This window comes from Methylocystis sp., assembly GCF_046349115.1.
In the GTDB taxonomy this organism is placed as follows: Bacteria; Pseudomonadota; Alphaproteobacteria; order Rhizobiales; family Beijerinckiaceae; genus Methylocystis.
Window position 1 is genome coordinate 404,840 of sequence record NZ_JAXMCX010000003.1, and the last position, 21,868, is coordinate 426,707.

The window sequence follows — 21,868 nt, forward strand, 5'->3', positions numbered from 1 at the left end:
TGCTACGGCCGCCCGACAGAATGTCGAATTTTTTGGGGTTGGGCGGATCAGGCAGCTGTTCCTGACCGCCCAGTGACCGGAACGAAACGCCGGTCAACAGGTCTGACCCGGTGGCGTCATGCTCCTCTCGCAACGATGTTGCTCGGTCCGGCCTGACAACAGGGGAATTGCAGGCCTGTCCAGGATCGCTTTCGCTTCGAGGTCCCGCCCGAGCGAGCCTGCCGATCATGCTGTCCGATCGACGGGTGCGACGTAACAGGAAGGATGAACCTGCTTTCCCATTCGGTCAAGCGCTCAGTCGCCAAAAAAATCCGACGGCAGTTGCGCAGGTTTGATTTGACGTATATAGATATCTTTATATCTCGCGGAGCGATCATGAAGGCCATAGCCAGATTATCCCTGGAACCGACGCTCGCGGCGCTGAACGCCGCCGGAGAGGAAACCCGCCTGCGGCTCCTGGCGCTGCTCGCCCAATCCGAACTGACGGTGAGCGAAATCGTGGCGATCCTCGGCCAGTCTCAACCTCGCGTCTCGCGCCATCTCAAGCTGCTTGTCGAAGCAGGCCTCGTCGAGCGCCGTCGCGAAGGGGCGTGGGCGTTCTTTCGCCTGTCGCCGGCCGGGCCAGCGGGCGCCCTGGCGCGCGCCATTGTCGGCTGGCTCGAGGCCGACGACGCCCTTCTTGCTGGCGACAGGGCCCGGCTCGCACAGGTGCGTCACGCCCGCGCCGAAAACGCCGCCCGCTATTTCGCCGCCCACGCCGAGGAATGGGACCGCATTCGCGCGCTGCATGTTCCGGAGGAGCGCGTCGAAGCGGCAATGCGCGAAATCGTCGGCGACCGGCCGGTGCGCAATCTCCTCGATCTCGGCGCCGGCGCCGGCCGCATGCTGGAGCTCTTCGCGCCCCAGGCGGAACGGGCCGTGGGCGTCGATCTCTCCTCGGCCATGCTCGCCGCCGCCCGCGGCCGGCTGGAGGAAACCGGCCTTCGAAATGTGCAGCTGCGCCAGGGCGACATCTACGCGCTGCCGATCGAACGCAACTCGATCGATCTCGCGGTCATGCATCAGGTTCTGCATTTTCTCGACGATCCCGGCCGCGCGCTCCGCGAGGCGGCGCGAGTGCTCGCGCCTGGCGGTCGCCTGCTCGTCATCGACTTCGCGCCCCATGATGAGGAAACGCTGCGCGACAAGCACGCGCATCGCCGCCTGGGGTTTTCGGATGCCGAAATCACCGGTCTGCTGGCGCAGGCGGGCCTTGACGTGGTCCAGCGTCGCGAACTCGCCCCCGACGCGAAAGAAGGCGCCAAGCTCACCGTATCCCTGTGGCTCGCGCGCGATCCGCGCGTCGTCGCCGATCCCCTTCCCGCCGCATCCTATGAGACAGTCTGATGTTTAACGCGCTTCATCCCATGTCGTCGCAAAATCATTTTGCGATCTCCTATGAGTTCTTTCCACCGAAGACGCCGGAGATGGAGACCCAGCTCTGGCAGACGATCAATCGGCTGGCGGCGCTCAAGCCGCATTTCGTTTCCGTCACCTATGGCGCCGGCGGCACCACCCGCGAGCGCACCCATTCGATCGTCGCGCGCATCGTGCGCGAGACCGACATGAAACCCGCCGCGCATCTGACCTGCGTCTCCTCGCCGCGCGAAGAGATCGACGCCATTCTGCGCGAATACTGGGAAGCCGGGGTCCGCCATATCGTCGCGCTGCGCGGCGATCCGCCGACCGGCGTCGGCACGAAATTCGAGGCGCATCGCGACGGATACGCCAACTCGACCGATCTCGTGGCCGGCATTCGCCGGATCGGCGACTTCGAAATTTCGGTCTCGACCTATCCCGAAGGCCATCCGGAAAGCGCCTCGATCGAACAGGACCTCGACGCGCTGCAGGCGAAGGTCGACGCCGGCGCGACGCGCGCCATCACCCAGTTCTTCTTCGACAATGACGTCTACTTCAAATTTCTCGACAAAGCGCGCGGGCGGGGCATAACGATTCCGATCGTGCCCGGCATCATGCCGATCCGCAATTTCAAACAGGTCGCGGGCTTTGCTCAGAAGGCCGGGGCGAGCGTGCCGCGCTGGCTCGCCGAACGCTTCGACGGCCTCGACGACGATCCCGAAACCCGCGCGCTGATCGCCGCGACGACGGCGGTCGAACAGGTGATGAGTCTCGCGCGCGCCGGCGTCAATGAATTCCACTTCTACACCAATAATCGCGCCGACCTCGTCTTCGCCATCTGCCATCTCCTCGGCGTCCGCCCCTTGCGTGAAAAGGCGCTTGCATGACCTTCGATAAATCTCACGGCCCGAATATTCTCAAAGCGCTCGAAGAGGCGGCGTCGCGCCGCATTCTCATTCTCGACGGCGCCATGGGCACCATGATTCAGCGCCACAAATTCAAGGAAGCGGATTTCCGCGGCGCGCGCTTTGCCGACCACGCCAGGGATTTGCGCGGCAACAATGATCTGCTGACGCTGACCCAGCCTGAGTCGATCAAGGCGATTCACGTCGCCTATCTCGAAGCCGGCGCCGACCTCATCGAAACCAATACTTTTTCGTCGACGACGATCGCGCAAGCCGACTACGGGCTCGAACATCTCGCTTTCGAACTCAATTGCGCCGGCGCGCGGCTGGCGCGGGCGGCTGCCGACGAAGTCGCGGCGAAGACCGGCCTGCGCCGCTTCGTCGCCGGCTCGATGGGGCCGACCAACCGCACCGCGTCGATCTCGCCCGACGTATCGAACCCCGGCTTTCGCGCCGTCACATTCGACGAGCTGCGCGCGGCCTATAAGGAAGCGGCGCTCGGCCTGATCGAAGGCGGCGCCGACGTTCTGCTCGTCGAAACCGTCTTCGACACGCTGAACGCCAAGGCGGCGCTCTATGCGCTCGAAGACGCCTTCGACGACGTCGGCACGCGTTTCCCGATCATGATTTCCGGCACGATCACCGATCTCTCGGGCCGGACGCTCTCCGGCCAGACGGCGATCGCCTTCTGGAATTCGCTCGCCCACGCCAAGCCGTTTTCGATCGGCTTCAACTGCGCGCTCGGCGCGCGCGAAATGCGTCAGCACATCGCCGACATCGGGCGCGTCGCCGACACGCGCGTCTGCGCCTTCCCCAATGCCGGCCTGCCGAATGAATTCGGCCTCTATGACGAAAGCCCGGAATATATGGCGGAGCTCGTCGGCGAATTCGCGAGCTCCGGCCTCGTCAATGTCGTCGGCGGCTGTTGCGGCACGACGCCGGATCACATCGCCGCGATCGCCAATGCCGTCAAAGGCGTCGCGCCGCGCGACATTCCGGCGACCGAACCGATGCTGCGGCTTTCCGGCCTGGAACCCTTCACGCTGACGAAGGACATTCCCTTCGTCAATGTCGGCGAGCGCACCAATGTCACCGGATCGGCGAAATTCCGCAAGCTGATCACCAATGGCGATTACGCCGCGGCGCTTGACGTCGCGCGCGATCAGGTCGCGAATGGCGCCCAGGTGATCGACGTCAATATGGACGAAGGCCTGCTCGACTCCGAGCGCGCCATGGTCGAGTTTTTAAATCTGCTCGCCGCCGAACCCGACATCGCCCGCGTGCCAGTGATGGTGGACAGCTCCAAATTCGAGGTGATCGAAGCCGGCCTCAAATGCCTGCAGGGCAAGGGCGTCGTCAATTCGATTTCGATGAAGGAGGGCGAGGAGAAATTCATCGCCGACGCGCGCAAGGTGCGCCGCTACGGCGCCGCCGTCGTGGTCATGGCGTTCGACGAGAAAGGCCAGGCCGATACGCTGGCGCGCAAGACCGAAATCTGCGCCCGCGCCTATAAAATCCTTACGCAAGAGGTCGGCTTTCCGCCTCAGGACATCATCTTCGATCCCAATATTTTCGCGGTTGCGACCGGCATCGAAGAGCATGAAAATTACGGCGTCGATTTCATCGAGGCGACGCGGGTCATCAAGCGCGATCTGCCGCATGCGCATGTGTCGGGCGGTGTGTCGAACCTGTCATTCTCGTTCCGCGGCAATGAGCCGGTGCGCGAGGCGATGCATTCGGTGTTCCTCTATCACGCCATTCAAGCGGGGATGGACATGGGCATCGTCAATGCCGGCCAGCTCGCGGTCTATGCCGAGATCGATCCCGAACTGCGCGACTTATGCGAAGACGTCGTGCTGAACCGCCGCAAGGATTCGACCGAGCGTCTTGTCGAACTCGCGGAGAAGTTCAAGGGCGCGGGCGCCAGGACTCAGGAGAAGGACGCCGCCTGGCGCGAAACCGCCGTCGGCAAGCGTCTCGAATATGCGCTGGTCAATGGCGTCACCGAATATATCGAAACCGATGTCGAAGAGGCGCGGCAAACTTCGACGCGTCCGCTCGACGTGATCGAAGGGCCGCTGATGGCCGGCATGAATGTCGTCGGCGATCTTTTCGGCTCCGGCAAAATGTTCCTGCCTCAAGTGGTGAAGTCGGCGCGCGTCATGAAACAGGCGGTCGCCTATCTCATGCCCTTCATGGAGAAGGAGAAGGACGCGCGATCGACCGCTGGCAAGATTTTGCTCGCGACCGTCAAAGGCGACGTGCATGACATCGGCAAGAATATCGTCGGCGTGGTGCTCGGCTGCAATAATTTCGAAATCATCGATCTTGGCGTGATGACGCCGGCGGCGAAGATTCTCGAAACGGCGAAAAAGGAAAAAGTCGATCTCATCGGCCTTTCGGGACTCATCACGCCCTCGCTCGATGAAATGTGCTTCGTCGCTTCGGAGCTCGAGCGCGAAGGCCTCGACACGCCGCTCCTCATCGGCGGCGCGACGACGAGCCGCGTGCATACCGCGGTCAAGATCAGCCCGAACTATAAGCGCGGCCAGGCGGTCTATGTCACCGACGCGAGCCGCGCGGTCGGCGTCGCCCAGGCGCTCGCCTCGGAAAAATCGCGCGGCGACTATATCGCTCAGACGCGCGCCGAATATGAGCGCGTCGCCGAGGCGCATGCGCGTGCGCAGGCCGACAAGTTGCGGGTGCCGCTCGCACAGGCGCGCGCCAACGGCTTCAAAATCGATTGGGCGGCATATGAGCCGGTCCGTCCGACTTTCACCGGGCCGCGCGCATTCGCGAGCTATGACGTCGGCGAACTTGTTCCCTATATCGACTGGACGCCGTTCTTCCAGACCTGGGAGTTCAAGGGGCGCTATCCGTCGCTGCTCGACGATCCCGAACGCGGCGAGGCGGCGCGGACGCTCTACGACGACGCCCGCGCCATGCTGAAGCGAATCGTCGAGGAACGCTGGTTCACGCCGAAGGCCGTCATCGGCTTCTGGCCGGCGAATGCGATCGGCGACGACATCGCGCTCTACAGTGGCGAGTCGCGCAATGAAAAAATCGCGACGCTGCACACGCTGCGCCAGCAATTGCAGAAGCGCGACGGCAAGGCCAATCTCGCGCTCGCCGATTTCATCGCGCCGCAGGAGAGCGGCAAGGCGGACTATATCGGCGCCTTCGTCGTCACCGCCGGCGCCGAGGAAGAAAAGATCGCCGCGCGCTACGCCCGCGCCAATGACGATTATGGGTCGATCATGGTCAAGGCGCTCGCCGACCGCATCGCCGAAGCCTTCGCCGAGCGTATGCATGAGCGCGTGCGCAGGGAGTTCTGGGGCTATGCGCAGGAGGAAAATTTCGCGCCCGACGCATTGGCCGGCGAGCCCTATGCCGGCATTCGCCCGGCGCCCGGCTATCCGGCCCAGCCCGATCACACCGAAAAGGCGACGATCTTTGAGTTGCTCAACGCCGAAAAGCGCACCGGCGTCAAGCTGACCGAAAGTTTCGCGATGACGCCGGCGGCTTCAGTCAGCGGACTCTATCTCGCGCATCCCAGCGCGCATTATTTCGGCGTCGCCAAAATCGAGCGCGATCAGATCGAGGATTACGCCCGCCGCAAGGGCATGGACGCCCGCGAAGCCGAACGCTGGCTCGCGCCGATCCTGAACTATGAGCCCGTCGCCGCCCAAGCGGCGGAGTGATAGGGAATTGATTGGCTTGTCATTCCCGGCGGACCGTAGGTCCGACCGGGAATCCAGAGCCAATTCAAGAATTCTGGTCTTGCTCTGGATTCCCGATCGCGCGCGTTGCGCGCGTCGGGAATGACAGCAGAATTGATCAACGGATTTGGTCATGACCGGCGCTTCGAACGACCCTTACGACCTCCATCGCTTCGTCACGGCGCAGGCGCCGATCTATGCGCAGGCGGCGGCGGAGCTTGCCGCCGGTCGCAAGCGCAGTCACTGGATGTGGTTCGTCTTTCCGCAGATCGAAGGGCTGGGCGCGAGCGCCATGGCGCAGCGCTACGCGATCGGATCGCTGGCTGAAGCGCGCGCCTATCTCCATCATCCCCTATTGGGCGCGCGGCTTAAGGAATGCGCAGCGCTCGTCAACAAGGTCCAAGACCGCAGCGCGCATGAGATTTTCGGTTCTCCCGACGATCTGAAATTTCATTCGTCGATGACTCTCTTCGCCGCCGCCGCGCTGCAAGAGCCGCTCTTCATCGAAGCGCTGCGCAAATATTTCGACGGTCGGCGCGATCCCTTGACCCTTGCAAAATTAGGCGGTTCGATCGGAAATCCTCATGGATGACCACCCATAGCCGGGTTCTCGCTCGCGTGAGGACCCTTTGAACAGGCAACCGCCATGCTGTCACGTCGATCCGCGCTGCTCGGCGCCTTGTCCTCCTACGTGGCTTTGCCGCACCGCTTGTGGGCGCAGCCGACTTCGGTCGCCCCAGGGGAAAAACCCCCGCCCGTCACCATCCTGCGCGTCGAGCGGCGCGGCATCGAAGTGAACGGAAAGCCCGCGTCGGCGCTCGGCATTCGTCAGCCGGACGGCATGCAGGGTTTGGTTACGGAAGTGGGACGGCGGTTCCGGGTTCGCGTCGACAATGCACTTGATGCGCCGACTCTCATTCACTGGCATGGCATGGCGCCACCCTGGCGCCAGGATGGCGTTCCAGGCATTTCCGGGCCGCCGATCGCGCCCGGCGCCAGCGCCGAATATGACTTCCCGCTGCGCTTCGGCGGCACGTTCTGGATGCATTCGCATGAAGGCCTCCAGGAACAATCTCTGCTCGCGGCGCCGCTCATCATTCGCGACGCACGCAACCCGCCGGCTCAGCAGGAAGCGACGATCATGCTGGCGGATTTCAGCTTCACGCCCGCCGCGCAGATTTATGAGGAGCTGCGAAAGAAACACGCCGCGCCCGGTCTTCGGGCGAAGAAAGGCGAAGTTCGAAGGCCCGACCTGAACGACGTGCGCTATGACGCGTATCTCGCCAATGACCGCACGCTCGCAGACCCCGAAACGATCCGCGTCGAGCCTGGCGAACCGATACTCCTGCGCGTCATCAACAGTTCGTGCATGAGCGCCTATCACATCGATCTTGGCGCGCTGAGCGGCGATCTTGTCGCGGTTGACGGATTCAGCGTGCGCCCAATCACGGGACGTCGCTTTCCGATCTCGGTCGCTCAGCGCCTCGACATCCTCGTCAACGTTCCACGCGGTCCCGGCGCTTTTCCGGTTCTCGCGATTGTCGAAGGCGAACGCCGACAGACCGGCGTGATCCTTGTGGCGGGACGCGGTCCGGTGACTCGCGTTCCGGAAATCGCGCCGACGCCTTCGCCAGCGCTCACCCTCAACTTGGAATCGCGGCTGCGCGCTACGAAGCCGCTCGCCAAACGCAAACCAGACCGAATTCATCACATCGACCTGACCGGCGACATGAACGGATATGTCTGGTCGATCAACGGCGTTGTCTGGAGCCGGGAGGAGCCGCCCCTTGCCGTCGCGGAAGGGGAGCGCGTCGAGATCGTGCTCGAGAACAAGACGCTGATGTCTCATCCGATGCATCTCCACGGGCACCAATTTCAAGTGGTGGAGATCGACGGCAAGCGCTTCCCCGGCGCGGTGCGCGACACGGTGATGGTGACGCCAGGGAAACGCGTCGTCTTCGCGTTTGACGCGAACAATCCCGGCTGGTGGGCGTTCCACTGCCATCTCCTTTACCATCAGGCGGCAGGCATGTTCGCCACGGTGCGCTACATATGACGCCGACGATCCAAGAAATTTTCAAGCGCGTCCTCAATGCTCGGTGAATGGATGATTTGAAGTTTCATTCATCGATGACTCTGTTTGCGGCGGTCGCGCCGCAAGAGCCGCCATTTGCCGAGGCGGTACGCAAAAATTTCGACCGCCGTCGCGATCCCTTGACCCTAGCGAAATTATAAGTTTCGTTGCGCCGGCGCGCCGGGCGTCGGCGCCATCCGAGGGCCATATGTCGATAACGAACATCGCCGACCACCGTCACGCGTTGAAGCTGCTTCCCTGGGCGTTCGTCTTCGCGCTCGTGCTCTATTCGCTCTACACGCTCGCCCTGTCGCGCGGCGAGCCGGTCAACGCGATGTGGCTCGTCACCGCGGCGATCGGAACCTACGTCATCGGCTATCGCTTCTATTCGCGCTTCATCGCCGAGCGCGTGCTCGGACTCGACGCGCGCCGGCGCACGCCGGCGCTTCGCCGCAATGACGGGCTCGATTATGTGCCGACCGATAAATTTGTGCTGTTTGGCCATCATTTCGCGGCCATCGCCGGCGCCGGCCCGCTGGTCGGTCCCGTGCTCGCGGCGCAGATGGGATATCTGCCGGGAACATTATGGCTGCTGACCGGCGTCATCTTCGCCGGCGCCGTGCAGGATTTTCTTATCCTGTTCATTTCGACGCGGCGCGACGGGCGTTCGCTCGGCGATCTGATCAAGACCGAGATGGGGCGCGTGCCCGGCGTCATCGCTATGGTCGGCATTTTGACCATCATGATCATCCTGCTCGCGGTGCTGGCGCTCGTCGTCGTCAAGGCGCTCGCCGACAGTCCCTGGGGCGCGTTCACCGTCTTCGCGACGCTGCCGATCGCCGTCTTCATGGGAATCTACGGCCGCTATCTGCGGCCGGGGCGCATCGCCGAAATGTCAACGATCGGCTTCGTTCTGCTGCTCGCAAGCATCGGTTTCGGCCGCACGGTTTCCGAGAGCGCGCTGCTCGCGCCGCTCTTTACCTTCAAGGGCGAGACTCTCGCCTTCATGCTGATCTTCTATGGCTTCGTCGCCTCGGTCCTGCCGGTTTGGCTGCTGCTCGCGCCGCGCGACTATCTCTCGACCTTTTTGAAGATCGGCACGATCCTGTCGCTGGCGCTCGGCATTTTCATCGTCTGGCCCGAACTTAAAATGCCTTCGATCAGCCGGTTCATCGACGGCACGGGCCCGGTCTTCGCCGGCAGCGTGTTTCCGTTTCTGTTCATCACCATCGCCTGCGGCGCGGTGTCGGGCTTTCATGCGCTGGTTTCCTCCGGCACGACGCCGAAGATGATCGGCGACGAAACGCAGACGCGTTTCATCGGCTATGGCGCGATGCTGATGGAATCCTTCGTCGCGGTGATGGCGCTCATCGCCGCGAGCGTTCTGGAGCCCGGCGTCTATTTCGCCATGAACAGCGCGCCGGCGCTGATCGGCGCGACGCCGGATTCCGCCGCCGCGGCGATCTCCGCATGGGGCTTCGCGGTGACGCCGGAGACGCTGTCCGGCGTCGCGAACGAGGTCGGCGAGAAGACGATATTGTCGCGCACCGGCGGCGCGCCGACGCTCGCCGTCGGCATGGCGCATATTCTCTCTTCCGCCGTCGGCGGAACGGCGATGCGCTCCTTCTGGTATCATTTCGCCATTCTCTTCGAAGCCCTCTTCATCCTCACCACGATCGACGCCGGCACGCGCGTCGCGCGCTTCATGATCCAGGATCTCTTCGGCGCCTTCTTCCCGGCCTTCGGCAACACGCGCGCCTGGGCGCCCAATCTCGCCGCGACCGCGATCGCGGTCAGCGGCTGGGGCTATTTCCTCTATCAGGGGGTGATCGATCCGCTCGGCGGCATAAATACGCTGTGGCCTTTGTTCGGCATCGCCAATCAGATGCTGGCGGCGATCGCGCTGACGCTCTGCGTCGTCGTGCTCTATCGGATGAAACGTGAGCGCTACGCCTTCGTCGCGATTGCGCCGACGGCGTGGCTCTATATCTGTACGCTGACCGCGGCGTTCGAGAAAATCTTCCACGACGACCCGCGCATCGGCTTTCTGGCGCATGCGAAAAAATTCGCGGCCGCCGCCGACAAGGGTCAGCTGCTGGCGCCGGCGAAGTCGCTCGCCGAAATGCAGCGCGTCATCTTCAACGACTATGTCGACGCGACGCTCTGCGCGATCTATGTCACGCTGGTTCTGGCGATGCTCGGCTTCGCGATCAGAGCGATTCGCGCCGCGCGCGCCGCGCAGCATGTCACTACGCGGGAGACCGAGGATGAATTGCACGATCTGCAGCCCGCTGGGGCTTGATCTCAATCGCCTTGCGCGGAAGCTGCGCGACGGCGCGCGGCTGATGGTCGGGCAAGGCGATTACGACGCCTATGTCGCGCATGTTCAAGCGCAGCACGAAGGCGCGCCGATCATGACGCGCGACGAATTTTTCCGCGCCCGAGAGAACGCCCGCTTCGGCGCCAGCGGCGAGCGGGCGTTTCGCTGCTGTTGACCCCGCCATGAAGCGCGCGCCACCTCCCCCTTGAGCGGGGAGGTCGGCCGCTGATAAGCGGCCGGGAGGGGGTGACCAAAGGATCGCTTGAACTTTTCACTGCGCCCCGAACAGCTTCGCCGTTCGACCCTCCCCCTCAAGGGGCGGGTGAGGTAAGTTGCCTCGTGTCTTCCGCTCCCGAAACCCGCGCCGCGCTCCTCGCGCTTCTCGACTGGTATGTCGAAAGCGGAGTCGATCTCGCGCTCGATGAGGCGCCGCACGACCGCTATGCGGACAGCGCGCTGGCGAGCGTTGCGCCAGTCGCGGAAATCGCGGAGCCGGCCGCGCGACCGACTCCACCGCCGCCGTCAATAGCGATGGAACGCCCGCGCCCCGCAGCGGCGCCGATCGTCGCGCCCGATGCAGCCGTTCGCGCCGCGGAGGAGGCTGCGGCCGGCGCGCGCGGTCTCGACGACCTCGCCGCGCGTCTCGCCGAATTTCCCCACGCGCCCTTTCGCGACATGGCCCAGCATTTTCTGTTCGGCGCCGGGAAGGCCGACGCGCGGATCATCGCCTTCGACGCCGCGCCGGGCGCGACCGAAGAAGCGAGCGGCGAAGCGTTCGGCGGGCTTTCGGCGAAGCTCCTCGACAATATGCTCGCGGCGATCGGCCTCGATCGCGCCAGCGCTTCGCTCGCCTATGTGTCGCCCTGGCGACCGCCCGGCGATCGCGCGCTGACGCCGCATGAGGCGGCGATTTTCGCGCCCTTCGCGCGCCGCCGGGTCGAATTGGCGCAGCCGGAAATTCTGCTGCTCTTTGGCGAGACGCCGGCGCGGGCCATGCTCGCGACGAACCAGCCGGTCGGCAAGCTGCGCGGCAAAATTCATGAAGCGCGCTGCGGCGCGCATGTCGCGCGCGCCTTCGTTTTTTCGAGTCTTGAAGCGATGCTGAAAAGCGCGGCGCTGAAGCCCGCCGCCTGGCGCGACCTGCGCAAGGCGGCGGAGGCGTTGCAACAGGGGCAGGCCGTCGCTACCGGAAACCGTCACACGGATTCCGGCTGATCGGTTCGCTGGGGCTGTGTCATTCGCGACAGGCCGAAGGCCTGATCGGGAATCCAAAGCCAATTCAAGAATGCTGGTTTTGCTCTGGATTCCAGATCGCGCGCGTTGCGCGCGTCTGGAATGACAGCCGAGCAGATCAACCGGAACTCGTATCACACGTCATGACCGGGCTTGTCCCGGCCATCCACGCCGGGACGATGCGCGAAAGCTGCAAGGCTCGCGTGGCGGCGCCGCATGGATGCCCGCGACAAGCGCGGGCATGACGCGCGAAAAACCGTGGGCGTGTGCCTACTCCGCCGCCTCGCCCTTCTCGCCGCCAAAGCGGCGGGTGACGTAATCGTCGACGATGCGGGTGAAGTCCTCGGCGATGCCTTCGCCGCGCAGGGTCATCGCTTTCTTGCCGTCGATGAAGACGGGCGCGGCCGGCGTCTCGCCGGTCCCCGGAAGCGAAATGCCGATGTCGGCGTGTTTCGATTCGCCAGGCCCGTTCACGATGCAGCCCATCACCGCGACATTGAGCGTCTCGACGCCGGGATAGTGCATGCGCCAGACGGCCATGCGCTCCCGGATATGCGCCTGGATGTCGCGCGCAAGTTCCTGAAACACCGTCGAGGTCGTGCGCCCGCATCCCGGACAGGCGGCGACCAGCGGCACGAAGGTGCGAAAGCCCATGGTTTGCAGAATTTCTTGGGCGACCCGCACTTCGAGCGAACGGTCGCCGCCGGGCTCGGGCGTCAGCGACACCCGGATCGTGTCGCCGATGCCGTCCTGCAGCAGCACGCCCAGCGCCGCCGAGGACGCCACGACGCCCTTCGAGCCCATGCCGGCCTCGGTGAGGCCGAGATGCAGCGCATAATCGCTGCGCTCGGCCAGCATGCGATAGACGGCGATGAGGTCCTGCACTGCCGAGACTTTCGCCGAAATGACGATGCGGTTTTTATCGAGGCCGATCTCCTCGGCGCGGCGCGCCGACATCAGCGCCGAGCGGACCAGCGCCTCGCGGGTCACGGCGCGCGCGTCGAGCGGCCGGTCGGAGGCGTGGTTCAAATCCATGAGATAGGTCAGCAACTCCTGGTCGAGCGAGCCCCAATTGGCGCCGATCCGCACCGCCTTGCCGTGCCTGGCGGCAAGCTCGACGATCGAGGCGAACTGCTTGTCGCGCTTTTCCTTGAAGCCGACATTGCCCGGATTGATGCGGTATTTGGCGAGCGCCTCGCCGCAGGCCGGATGATCGGCGAGAAGCTTGTGGCCAATGTAATGGAAATCGCCAACCAGCGGGACGTTGACGCCCTTCTGGTCCAGCCGGTCGCGGATGTGCGGCACGGCGGCGGCCGCCTCATCGCGATCGACGGTGATGCGCACCAGCTCGGAGCCCGCCTGGGCCAGCGCCGTTACCTGCGCGACGGTCGACTCGACGTCCGCCGTATCGGTGTTGGTCATCGACTGGACGACCACCGGCGCGCCGCCGCCGACCGCCACGGCGCCGGGTCCGGTCCCGATCTCGACCGCGCAGGTGCGCCGGCGGGCGGCAGGCTCGGCGGCGACCGGATCAGGCAGGCGGGTCTCGGGAGCCTCGATCAAAACGGCGTCGGTCATGGTTCTCGTCGCGGCTGTTGCGTTGGCTTTAGGTCGCCCGTAACGGCGTCAAGGTCAAGCGCCGCTAAAGAGCCAGATCGAAACTATAATGGAGCTTAAGGAGAAGGCGAAGATGAGCGCGCCGATGGCGAAACGCCCTTCGGCGGCGCCTTCAAATAGTTGGCCGAAACATATGAAAAGTCGATCGGGAACGGGAGACATGGCGGTCCTTTTCGGCAGAGAGCGATTCGTTCAAGAATCATCTTAAACTGAAGGGCGTTCCCGGCTTGTGACTGTAATGACATCGGCGTTACGGCATGCTAAGAGGGCTAAAAGGCACGAGAAAACACCTATGGCCGGCAATCATTCAACGGCGAAGCGCGAGACGCTCAATCTTCGAGTCAAGCCCGAGGATCGCGAACTTATTGGGCGCGCCGCGCAATTGCTCGGCAAGACCCGAACCGAATTTTTGCTCGAGGCCGGGCGCCGGGCGGCCCAGGACGCTCTGCTGGATCGAACCCTGTTCAACGTCAGTCCGCAGGATTATGCGCGCTTCGTCGAACGGCTCGATGCGCCGCCCGCGCCAAATGAGAGGCTGCGGCGCATGATGACAACCAAAGCGCCCTGGGAGTGACGCCCAGTCCGCCCCGCCCCATTACCAACGCTGACGAACTGACCGCCTTCGACTGTGGCGTTCCCGTTCTCGACGATTGGCTCAGACGCCGCGCCCGCGCCAATCAAGCGAGCGGCGCGTCCCGGACTTATGTCGTCTGCGATGGTCCTCGCGTCATCGCATACTATGCGCTCGCGTCCGGCGCGGTCGCGATCGGCGCAGCGTCGGCAAGGCTTCGTCGCAATATGCCTGATCCCGTGCCTGTCGCCGTGCTCGGCCGCCTAGCAATCGATCACACTCGACAAAGGCAGGGTCTTGGACGCGCGCTGATCCGCGACGCCACTCAGCGCGTCCTGCAGGCGGCGGAGACGATCGGCATCAGAGGCGTCCTGGTTCACGCGATCTCCACTGAAGCTGCCGCTTTCTATGTATCGCTCGGCTTCGAGCCTTCGCCTTTCGAAGCTTTGACGCTCATGGCGACGCTATCTGATCTTCGCGAAACGCTGAGGTGATCGCACTCAATGCGGTGAGCCACCTGAAACCTTCTTCAACATCCCCAGCCGCCGAGCCGTCAGCCAGTCCACAAGTCGCGCCGGCAACAGGCTGGGCAGCGTGTAGTCGGCAAAGCGGCTTCTGACGACCGGGATGCGGACGGGCGGGCGCCGGTCGGTAAGCGCCCGCAAGACCGCCCGCGCGACGACCTCCGGCCCGGGGGCGCGGCGGCCTTCCTCGACAAGCCATTTCAGCATTCTGCGGCCTGGAGCGACATAGGGCGTGCCCTCGAATCGACTGAAATCGGTTTCCTCGGCCTTGTCCCAGATCGGCGTCGCGATCATCCCCGGTTCGATCAGGATCAAGTCGACGCCATAGACCATCAGCTCCCGACGCAGCGCGTCCGACATGCCTTCAAGCCCGAATTTCGAGGCGTTATAGGCGCCAAGGAAGGGCGCGGCGAAGCGCCCGGCGACCGAACTCATATTGACGATGCGCCCCGGCGCGCCGCGCCGCGCTTCGCCCGCGCCGAGCAGCGGCGCGAAGGCCTGGATGACCTGGAGCTGGCCGATGAGATTGACCTCGATCTGGCGGCGGAAATCCTCGATCGGCAGATGCAACAGAGGTCCGGGAACCGCGATGCCCGCGTTGTTCACGAGGCCGGCGAGCGTCTCGCCGGCAAGCCGCGCCTCGACGCTTCGCACAGCGTCGGCGACGGCGTCGGCGTCGGTGACGTCGAAATAGAGTGGAACGACGGCCCCGCCGTACCGCTCAGCGAGCGACTCGGCGTCAGCGTCGTTGCGGATCGAGGCGAAAACGAGAAATCCCTTCTCGACCAGAAGGTCGACGCAGGCGGTGCCGATCCCCGTCGACCCGCCTGTCACGACGACGGCTCTCATACGCGTTCTCCCAGCGCCGCGAGCAGATGGGCGAGCGCCATGCGGGTTTCGCCGTCGGCGCGGCCGTCGACCTTGGCGCGGCGGAAGTGGCGTTGAAACGCCTCGACCGCCAAAACCGTCTGCGCGTCGTAGACGCCGGTCGCTTCGACGCCATAGCCGTAAGCGGCGAGGTCGCGCTGGAGCGAGGTGACCTTCGCGCCTTCATCGCCGAGCGCGACGGTCGTCGCGCCTTCACAGTCGATCTCCTCGACAATGCGCCCGACGCCGCGCCTGGCGAGCTCCTCCCAGGGAAAGAACTCGCCGGGATCCCGTTTGCGGTCGGGGGCGATGTCGGAATGCGCCAGCACGCGCTCAGGGGGTATCGCGCGGCGCCGGCAGATGTCCTTGGCGAGCGCCGCCGTCGCCTCGATTTGCGCGGCTGTATAGGGGCGCGGGTCGAGGTAGCCGGGATGAACGATTTCGATTCCGATCGACGTTGAATTCATGTCCGTCTCGCCGGCCCAGAAGCTTACCCCCGCGTGCCAGGCGCGCCGCGACTCAGGCACGAGTTGCAGCACGCGGCCATCCTCCTCGACGACATAATGCGCCGAGACCTTCGAGTTGGGGTTGCAGAGCAGGGCGAGCGCCGATTCGCCGGTTTTCATCCCAGTGTAATGGAGCACCAACGACGAGATCGGCCGGAGCCGCGGGCCGTGATTGGGCGAGGGGCATATTCTGGCGCCGTCGTAATCCGGCGCGAAGAAGCCCTCGCCAAGGCGCCAGGCCTGTGTCGCGGACAACCATTCCTGCGCGCGCGCCTCTGGTTCAGGATTGCGCAAAATATCGGTGACGACGCAGGCGCTGTCCGCGCCGGCGGCGAGCGCGGCGATGGCGCGCTCGGGACTAAGGCCGCCGATGGCGACCAGCGGCGTCTCGCCGATCGCCGCCTTCCAGGCGCCGATCCGGGCGAGGCCCTGCGGCGCGAAAGCCATCTGTTTCAGGAGCGTCGGATAGATCGGCCCGAGCGCGACATAGTCGGGGACGAGGGAGAGGGCGCGGTCGAGTTCGGCTTCGTCATGGGTCGAAACGCCGATCCTGACTCCGGCGCGGCGCAGCGCCGCAATGTCCGCTCCGTCGAGATCGCGCTGGCCGAGATGGACGAAGTCGCAGCCTTCGTCGATCGCGAGCCGCCAGTAATCATTGACGACGAGCTGCGCGCCGTCTCGCGCGCAGATGTCCCGCGCCATCGCAATTTGCGCGCGCGTCTCGGCCTCGTCGCGATCCTTCACGCGCAATTGAACCAGCCTGACGCCCTGCGGCAGCAAGCGGTTCAGCCAGTCGGCGTCGTCGACGATGAGATAGAAGGGATCGAGCTTCAGAGCCGCCACTCTCCGGTTCCCTCAGGCCAATCTGTCGAAGGGGCGACCGATGACCGGCGTCGACGGTTCGGCCATGTCGCGCGGAGTCATCGGCTCGGCGCGGAAGCCTGCCCGCCCCGCTTCGATTGCGAGGGCGAAGGCGCGCGCCATCAGAACCGGGTCGCCGGCGCGCGAAACGGCGGTGTTGAGCAGCACCGCGTCATAGCCCATCTCCATCACCAGCGCGGCGTGGGAGGGCGCGCCGATCCCGGCGTCGACGACGAGCGGCGTATCCGGAAAATGCGCGCGCAGCGCCCTCAAAGCGAAAATATCATTGACGCCCCGTCCGGAGCCAATCGGCGCCGCCCAGGGCATCAGCACGCGGCAGCCGGCGTCGACCAGTCTTTCCGCGACGACGAGATCGTCGGTCGTATAGGGGAAAACCTTGAAGCCGTCGTCGACGAGAATCCGCGCCGCCTCGACGAGCCCGAAGACGTCGGGCTGGAGCGTGTCCTCCTCGCCGATCACTTCGAGCTTGATCCAATCGGTCGCGAAGACTTCCCGCGCCATCTGCGCCGTCGCGATCGCCTCCCTGGCGGTTCGGCAGCCGGCGGTGTTGGGCAGCACAAGGACGCCGATGTCGCGGATCAGGCTCCAGAACGCCTCCCCCGCCCGCGCCCCGCCGGCCTCTCGCCGCAGCGAAACCGTGACGATTTCACAGCCCGACGCGCGAATGGCCTCGGCGAGGATGGCGGGCGAAGGATAGCGCGCCGTCCCGAGCAGCAGCCGCGAGGACAGCGCGACGTCATAGAGGGTGAGGGGATCGGCGCTGGTCATTGGTCGCCTCCACCCGCAAGTGACCCGCAAGTCACCTCAGGAAGAGCTTTCCGAGCACGAGAAGCGTCAGCGTGAGATTTGTCGCCAACATCCATTTGATTGTGTTGAATTCGCCGCGCAACGTCGCGAATTCATGCTTCACGTCCTGATGTTTGTTGTCGACGCCAGCCATCGACTCCGCCGCTTTGCGCGCTTTTTCCTCGCTAGCGCCGGCGTCACGACGCACGTCATAGATTTCGGAAATCATTGTGCTCATGGATTATTCCTAGCACGAAGCCGGATTCCCCGGAAGGCGGCGATCGTCACCCGCCCTGTCTCGGAGTCACGATTTCGACGGCGTCGCCCTCGCGAAGGGGCGTCTCGGCGCGATCCTTGGCGCGCACGAACTCCTGATTCAAGGCGGTGCCGACCGTCCTTTCGTCATACCCCAGTTCCTGCAGCAGCGTTTGCAATGTGGTGGCCTGCACGTCCTGGGGCCGCCCGTTGATTTGAATGAGCATCCATCACCTCGGGGAAATACCCGTCGTTAACGACGACTTCAGCAACACGGCGCGCCATAGCCGGCGCGAGCAGGAACCCGTGGCGGTAGAGCCCATTGATATAGAGTGCGCGATCCCGTTTCAAAAGGCGTGGCAGATTATCGGCGAAAGCCGGCCTCAGATCCGAGCCGGTCTCGACGATTTCGGCCTCGGCGAAGGCCGGATGGATGGCGAAGGCGGAATTGACGAGTTCGACGATCGAGCGCGCGGTGACCCGCGCTCGCTCCTCATTCTCGATCATCGTCGCGCCGACCATGAACAGTCCCTCGCCGCGCGGAACGACGTAAACCGGCCGGCGCGGATGCAGCATGCGCACCGGACGCGTGAAAGAAATCTCCTCGCCGCGCAAGATCAGCATTTCGCCCTTGACGCCGCGAAGGCCGGGAAGCGCCTCGCGCGCGGCGAGGCCGCGGCAGTCGACGGTCCAATCCGCGGCGGGCGCCGGCTCCGCGCCATCCTGCGCAAAACGAAACGCCACATTCGGCATTCGCGCGAGGCGGCCGACGAGCGCGGCCATCGCCGCGCGGGGATCAAGATGCGCTTCCTTTCGAAAAAACAGCCCCGCCTCGAAACGCCCCGCGAGATCAGGCTCGAGAGCGCCGATTTCCGCGCCGTCCAGCGTTTCGAAATTTCTGGTGCGTCGGGCGAAATCGAAAAGCTCGGCGCGCTCGCGCCGGGGCGCCACGACAAGGCTGCCGGCGACCGTCGCGACGCCGATGTCGCGCGACCAGAAGTCGAGCGCCTCTTCGCCCAATGTCGCGACCAGAGGCTCGGCGCTTTCCAATTCGCACCAGGGCGCGATCATGCCGCCGGCGAAACGCGAGCAGCCCAGGCCCGGCCCCCGCTCCCGTTCGACGATCTCGACGTCGACGCCCTTGCGCGCAAGCGCATAGGCGGCGCAAAGGCCGGCCACGCCGGCGCCGATCACGCGCACGCGCATGAACGGCGCTCCTCTATGAATTTTGCCGACACCATCCCTCCGCCAGTCTCAACTGGATCAGGTTCGAAGGGTCGCCGCGCCCGCGCCTCTCGGCGCATCTCGCGGCCTCTCAGCCCCCTGGCGGCGGTTCTGACGCGCGCCGCCGGGCGGGGTTCCCCCGGCGCACGCAGGCTCGCGCGAAAACGACGCGTCAGTCAAGCGTTGCGCGCCGGCTTCTTAAGGGGGCGCCGAGCTTCGTCACTTGCCAGAAGCCGATCGATGGCCCAGTTTGAGCGAGAAAAGCGCGTCGAAAAGCGCTGCCTATGGGGAGAGAAATCATGAGCTTCCGTCGCAAAACGGTCGGCCTGCGCAGGACGTTGTCGCTTCTCGGCCTGATCGCCGCCACGACTTGGCTTGGGGCGGGTTTCGCCACGCCCGCCGCCGCCGCGCAGCTTGGTCAATATTTCCCCATTCCGAATTCGCTGGGCATCAGCGGCGTGCCGCGCGACTCGCTCCTCAAGCTTCAGTCGAAATGGCTGCAGAACGGCCTCGACAATTTGAAGAAGGCGCGCGCCGAGGCCGAAGCGGCGGTGGAAAAGGCGAAGGCCGGCGCCGCCGACCAGCTCGCCGCCGCCGAGGAGAACCTTAAGAAGATCGACGGGATGATCACGGAGACCGAAGCGGAACTGGCGCTGTCCGAGAACAATGATTCGTCGCATGAGATTCAAAGCGAGCGCAAACGCAAGCTGATGCTCCATCTCAATCAATGGATCAACGAGCTCAATCGTCTCGCCACCGAGCAAATGAAAATCGCGATCATGTCGGACGGCGCCGAGGCGATGACGGCGCAGCATCGCAATTATCAATTGTCCGAACAGGCGGACAATCTCGAAAAGGCCAAGACCGATCCGAGCATTTTGGACTGGGCGGCGAAGTAATTCGAAGAGTTCCGGAACGTCACTCTACGGAAGGTCGTCCGCCGGCGCGACCGGCTTCGACAGATCGGCGTTGAGCTTTACGAGCCGGCGCGTCGCGTCCCTGAGCGCCTCGGACGCCCGCGCCGACAGCGCGTCATTCGCTTTGCGCGCGGCGTCGAGTTCGGCGCGCAAGCCGGCGAACTCGCCTTCCACGGCTTGCGCTTTGGCGCGCGCGTCGGTCGCCTCGTCGGCGATGGCGAGCGCCGCCATCACGATGATGCGTTGCTCGCCGATCTCGCCGAAATTCGCGCGCATCGACTCGATCTTGCCCTCGAGATAACGGGCGATTTCTTCGATCCGCCGTTCCTCGCCGTCCTCGCAGGACATACGATAGGTGCGGCCGGCGATGGAGAGGACGACGGAGCCCATGTCAGCCCTCCCGAGCCGGCGCCGCCGCAACTGCGCCGAGCGCGGCGGCGACGCCTTGGCTCGCGGCCTCAAGCCGGCGCAACACTTCGTCGCGGCTCATCTCCAAGGCGTTCTGCCGCGCCAGCGCGGCGTCGAGATCGAGCGCGAGTCGCGAACGGTCGTCCTGCATGATGGCGAGTTCTTCTTGAAGTTCGGCGTTTGACAGCTCGTCTTCGAGCCTGGCGGCGACGGTGCGCTCCAATTGCGCGATCGCCGTCTGCAATTCGGCGATGTCGGCCGCTAACCTCTTGGCGTTTTCGTCGTCGCGCTTATCTGAATGGTTCATCGCCGGTCGCCGGACTCACAAGGCTTTCGGCGCGGCGAACCCCGCCGGGCGATTCGCCTGCCAGCTGTGTTCCTAGCATGATTCAAGCAAATCGAAACCGCTCGCAACGGCGCGGCCTCATTGCGTTGACAGGGGGGCGCGAGGTGCTATCAAACGCCAGACTTCGCAGCCCAGGGCGCGAAGCACGAGGGCCCCGCAAGTTTGCCGCGGCGCAAGGAGAGTTATGAAATGACGGTGAGAGTGGCGATCAACGGCTTCGGGCGCATTGGCCGCAATATCCTGCGCTACATCGTCGAAACCGGGCGCACGGACCTCGAAGTCGTCGCCATCAACGATCTCGGCCCGGTCGAGACCAACGCCCATCTGCTGCGCTATGATTCCGTTCACGGCCGCTTTCCGCATGAGGTGAAAGTCGCCGGCGACACGATCGACGTCGGCCGCGGCCCGATCAAGGTGACGGCCATCAAGAATCCGGCCGAGCTTCCTTACAAGGACCTCAAGATCGACATCGCGCTGGAATGCACCGGCCTCTTCACCGCGCGCGACAAGGCGAAGCTGCTGCTCGACGCCGGCGCGAAGCGCGTGCTGGTCTCGGCGCCCGCCGAGGGCGCCGACATCACCGTCGTCTATGGCGTCAATCACGACAAGATCACGAAAGACCATCTCGTTATTTCCAACGCCTCCTGCACGACCAACTGCCTCGCGCCGGTCGCCAAGGTGCTGCATGAGGCGGTCGGCATCGACAAGGGGATCATGACGACGATCCACGCCTACACCGGCGACCAGCCGACGCTGGATACGATGCACAAGGATCTCTATCGCGCCCGCGCCGCGGCGCTGTCGATGATTCCGACCTCAACCGGCGCGGCGAAGGCGGTCGGGCTGGTGCTGCCCGAACTCAACGGCAAACTTGACGGCTACGCCATTCGCGTGCCGACTCCCAATGTCTCGGCGGTCGATTTGAAGTTCCTCGCCAAGCGCGCGACGACGAAGGACGAGGTGCACGCCGCGATCAAGGCCGCCGCGGACGGGCCGCTCAAGGGCGTGCTCGGCTATACGAGCGAGAAGCTCGTGTCGATCGACTTCAACCACAATCCGCTGTCGTCCTGCTTCCATCTCGACCAGACCAAGGTCATGGACGGCACTCTCGTGTCGATCCTCTCCTGGTACGACAATGAATGGGGCTTCTCCGGCCGCATGACCGATGTCGCGGCGACGATCGGGAAACTGATTTAAGCGCGGAGCCGAGGGTTGGTCTGGAGGATCGAATGGATCGCCTGACAATTAGATCGCGGCCGGACGAAATAGCCGAGGATTTGGCGCGCAGACTACGGGCGCGCGCGCCAGATATGGCA

At 64.6% G+C, this 21,868-nt stretch carries 22 protein-coding genes and 1 riboswitch; of the genes, 13 read left to right on the forward strand and 9 right to left on the reverse strand.

The features are described from left to right. The first annotated feature begins 375 nt into the window (after positions 1-375). From U1E20_RS11375 to U1E20_RS11415, 9 genes are all read left to right on the forward strand, one after another. On the forward strand, positions 376-1,386 hold the full coding sequence (locus tag U1E20_RS11375; RefSeq protein WP_409980713.1) for an ArsR/SmtB family transcription factor: 1,011 nt from the start codon (positions 376-378) through the stop codon (positions 1,384-1,386). Beyond that, positions 1,386-2,285: a methylenetetrahydrofolate reductase [NAD(P)H] gene (gene metF / locus U1E20_RS11380; RefSeq protein WP_409980714.1), complete on the forward strand. Its 900-nt coding sequence runs from the start codon at positions 1,386-1,388 to the stop codon at positions 2,283-2,285. The genes U1E20_RS11375 and metF overlap by 1 nt, the downstream gene beginning before the upstream one ends. Further along, positions 2,282-6,004 carry a methionine synthase gene (gene metH, locus U1E20_RS11385; RefSeq protein WP_409980715.1) on the forward strand — a complete coding sequence of 1,241 codons (3,723 nt, stop codon included), beginning with the start codon at positions 2,282-2,284 and terminating at the stop codon, positions 6,002-6,004. The genes metF and metH overlap by 4 nt, the downstream gene beginning before the upstream one ends. A gap of 151 nt (positions 6,005-6,155) precedes the next feature. Then, positions 6,156-6,614 carry a DUF1810 domain-containing protein gene (locus U1E20_RS11390; RefSeq protein WP_409980716.1) on the forward strand — a complete coding sequence of 153 codons (459 nt, stop codon included), beginning with the start codon at positions 6,156-6,158 and terminating at the stop codon, positions 6,612-6,614. A 54-nt stretch (positions 6,615-6,668) separates the two neighbouring features. After that, entirely contained in the window at positions 6,669-8,078 is a 1,410-nt protein-coding gene (locus U1E20_RS11395) for a multicopper oxidase family protein (RefSeq protein WP_409980717.1), read from the forward strand. A 47-nt stretch (positions 8,079-8,125) separates the two neighbouring features. Beyond that, positions 8,126-8,257 carry a DUF1810 family protein gene (locus U1E20_RS11400; RefSeq protein ID WP_409980718.1) on the forward strand — a complete coding sequence of 44 codons (132 nt, stop codon included), beginning with the start codon at positions 8,126-8,128 and terminating at the stop codon, positions 8,255-8,257. Positions 8,258-8,304: 47 nt separating this feature from the next. Next, positions 8,305-10,398, forward strand: a complete 2,094-nt coding sequence (locus U1E20_RS11405; RefSeq protein ID WP_409980719.1) for a carbon starvation CstA family protein — start codon at positions 8,305-8,307, stop codon at positions 10,396-10,398. Continuing rightward, complete coding sequence (locus U1E20_RS11410) at positions 10,364-10,591, forward strand: YbdD/YjiX family protein (RefSeq protein WP_409980720.1); 228 nt, start codon at positions 10,364-10,366, stop codon at positions 10,589-10,591. Before U1E20_RS11405 ends, U1E20_RS11410 begins: the two co-directional genes overlap by 35 nt. A 164-nt stretch (positions 10,592-10,755) precedes the next feature. After that, entirely contained in the window at positions 10,756-11,631 is an 876-nt protein-coding gene (locus U1E20_RS11415; RefSeq protein WP_409980721.1) for a uracil-DNA glycosylase, read from the forward strand. Between the two features lie 288 nt (positions 11,632-11,919). Here the strand turns inward: U1E20_RS11415 and ispG are convergent, their stop codons facing one another. Beyond that, positions 11,920-13,227 (reverse strand): flavodoxin-dependent (E)-4-hydroxy-3-methylbut-2-enyl-diphosphate synthase, encoded by a 1,308-nt coding sequence (gene ispG / locus U1E20_RS11420; RefSeq protein ID WP_409980722.1) that lies wholly within the window; start codon positions 13,225-13,227, stop codon positions 11,920-11,922. 331 nt (positions 13,228-13,558) lie between these two features. Here ispG and U1E20_RS11425 point away from each other — a divergent pair, with 331 nt between their 5' ends. Both U1E20_RS11425 and U1E20_RS11430 read left to right on the forward strand, forming a co-directional pair. Next, the gene (locus tag U1E20_RS11425) at positions 13,559-13,840 is read left to right on the forward strand and encodes a DUF1778 domain-containing protein (protein WP_409980723.1); all 282 of its coding nucleotides are present in this window, start codon (positions 13,559-13,561) and stop codon (positions 13,838-13,840) included. Beyond that, positions 13,837-14,331, forward strand: coding sequence for a GNAT family N-acetyltransferase (locus U1E20_RS11430; RefSeq protein WP_409980724.1), 495 nt, complete (start codon positions 13,837-13,839; stop codon positions 14,329-14,331). The genes U1E20_RS11425 and U1E20_RS11430 overlap by 4 nt, the downstream gene beginning before the upstream one ends. Positions 14,332-14,337: 6 nt before the next feature. Here U1E20_RS11430 and U1E20_RS11435 read toward each other — a convergent pair whose 3' ends face one another. The 6 genes from U1E20_RS11435 to U1E20_RS11460 are packed head-to-tail and all read right to left on the reverse strand — an operon-like array spanning position 14,338 to position 18,863. Further along, the gene (locus tag U1E20_RS11435; RefSeq protein WP_409980725.1) at positions 14,338-15,210 is read right to left on the reverse strand and encodes an SDR family NAD(P)-dependent oxidoreductase; all 873 of its coding nucleotides are present in this window, start codon (positions 15,208-15,210) and stop codon (positions 14,338-14,340) included. Further along, positions 15,207-16,577, reverse strand: coding sequence for a thiamine phosphate synthase (locus U1E20_RS11440; protein ID WP_409980726.1), 1,371 nt, complete (start codon positions 16,575-16,577; stop codon positions 15,207-15,209). Before U1E20_RS11440 ends, U1E20_RS11435 begins: the two co-directional genes overlap by 4 nt. A 12-nt stretch (positions 16,578-16,589) precedes the next feature. Further along, complete coding sequence (locus U1E20_RS11445) at positions 16,590-17,384, reverse strand: thiazole synthase (RefSeq protein ID WP_409980727.1); 795 nt, start codon at positions 17,382-17,384, stop codon at positions 16,590-16,592. A gap of 31 nt (positions 17,385-17,415) precedes the next feature. Continuing rightward, positions 17,416-17,640 carry an integrase gene (locus U1E20_RS11450; protein ID WP_409980728.1) on the reverse strand — a complete coding sequence of 75 codons (225 nt, stop codon included), beginning with the start codon at positions 17,638-17,640 and terminating at the stop codon, positions 17,416-17,418. A gap of 46 nt (positions 17,641-17,686) precedes the next feature. Next, positions 17,687-17,851: a sulfur carrier protein ThiS gene (gene thiS / locus U1E20_RS11455; RefSeq protein WP_409980729.1), complete on the reverse strand. Its 165-nt coding sequence runs from the start codon at positions 17,849-17,851 to the stop codon at positions 17,687-17,689. Next, positions 17,805-18,863: an FAD-dependent oxidoreductase gene (locus tag U1E20_RS11460; protein WP_409980730.1), complete on the reverse strand. Its 1,059-nt coding sequence runs from the start codon at positions 18,861-18,863 to the stop codon at positions 17,805-17,807. Before U1E20_RS11460 ends, thiS begins: the two co-directional genes overlap by 47 nt. A gap of 16 nt (positions 18,864-18,879) precedes the next feature. Continuing rightward, a riboswitch (TPP riboswitch) is annotated at positions 18,880-18,992 on the reverse strand. 188 nt (positions 18,993-19,180) lie between these two features. Between U1E20_RS11460 and U1E20_RS11465 the strand changes: the two genes are divergently transcribed. Then, entirely contained in the window at positions 19,181-19,780 is a 600-nt protein-coding gene (locus tag U1E20_RS11465) for a hypothetical protein (RefSeq protein ID WP_409980731.1), read from the forward strand. A 24-nt stretch (positions 19,781-19,804) separates the two neighbouring features. Here the strand turns inward: U1E20_RS11465 and U1E20_RS11470 are convergent, their stop codons facing one another. Together U1E20_RS11470 and U1E20_RS11475 are read right to left on the reverse strand one after the other, a co-directional pair. Beyond that, positions 19,805-20,188 carry a cell division protein ZapA gene (locus U1E20_RS11470; protein WP_409980732.1) on the reverse strand — a complete coding sequence of 128 codons (384 nt, stop codon included), beginning with the start codon at positions 20,186-20,188 and terminating at the stop codon, positions 19,805-19,807. Position 20,189: 1 nt separating this feature from the next. Further along, positions 20,190-20,513, reverse strand: coding sequence for a DUF4164 family protein (locus tag U1E20_RS11475; RefSeq protein WP_409980733.1), 324 nt, complete (start codon positions 20,511-20,513; stop codon positions 20,190-20,192). A 228-nt stretch (positions 20,514-20,741) separates the two neighbouring features. Between U1E20_RS11475 and gap the strand changes: the two genes are divergently transcribed. Beyond that, positions 20,742-21,749, forward strand: coding sequence for a type I glyceraldehyde-3-phosphate dehydrogenase (gene gap / locus U1E20_RS11480; protein ID WP_409980734.1), 1,008 nt, complete (start codon positions 20,742-20,744; stop codon positions 21,747-21,749). Positions 21,750-21,868: the final 119 nt, after the last annotated feature.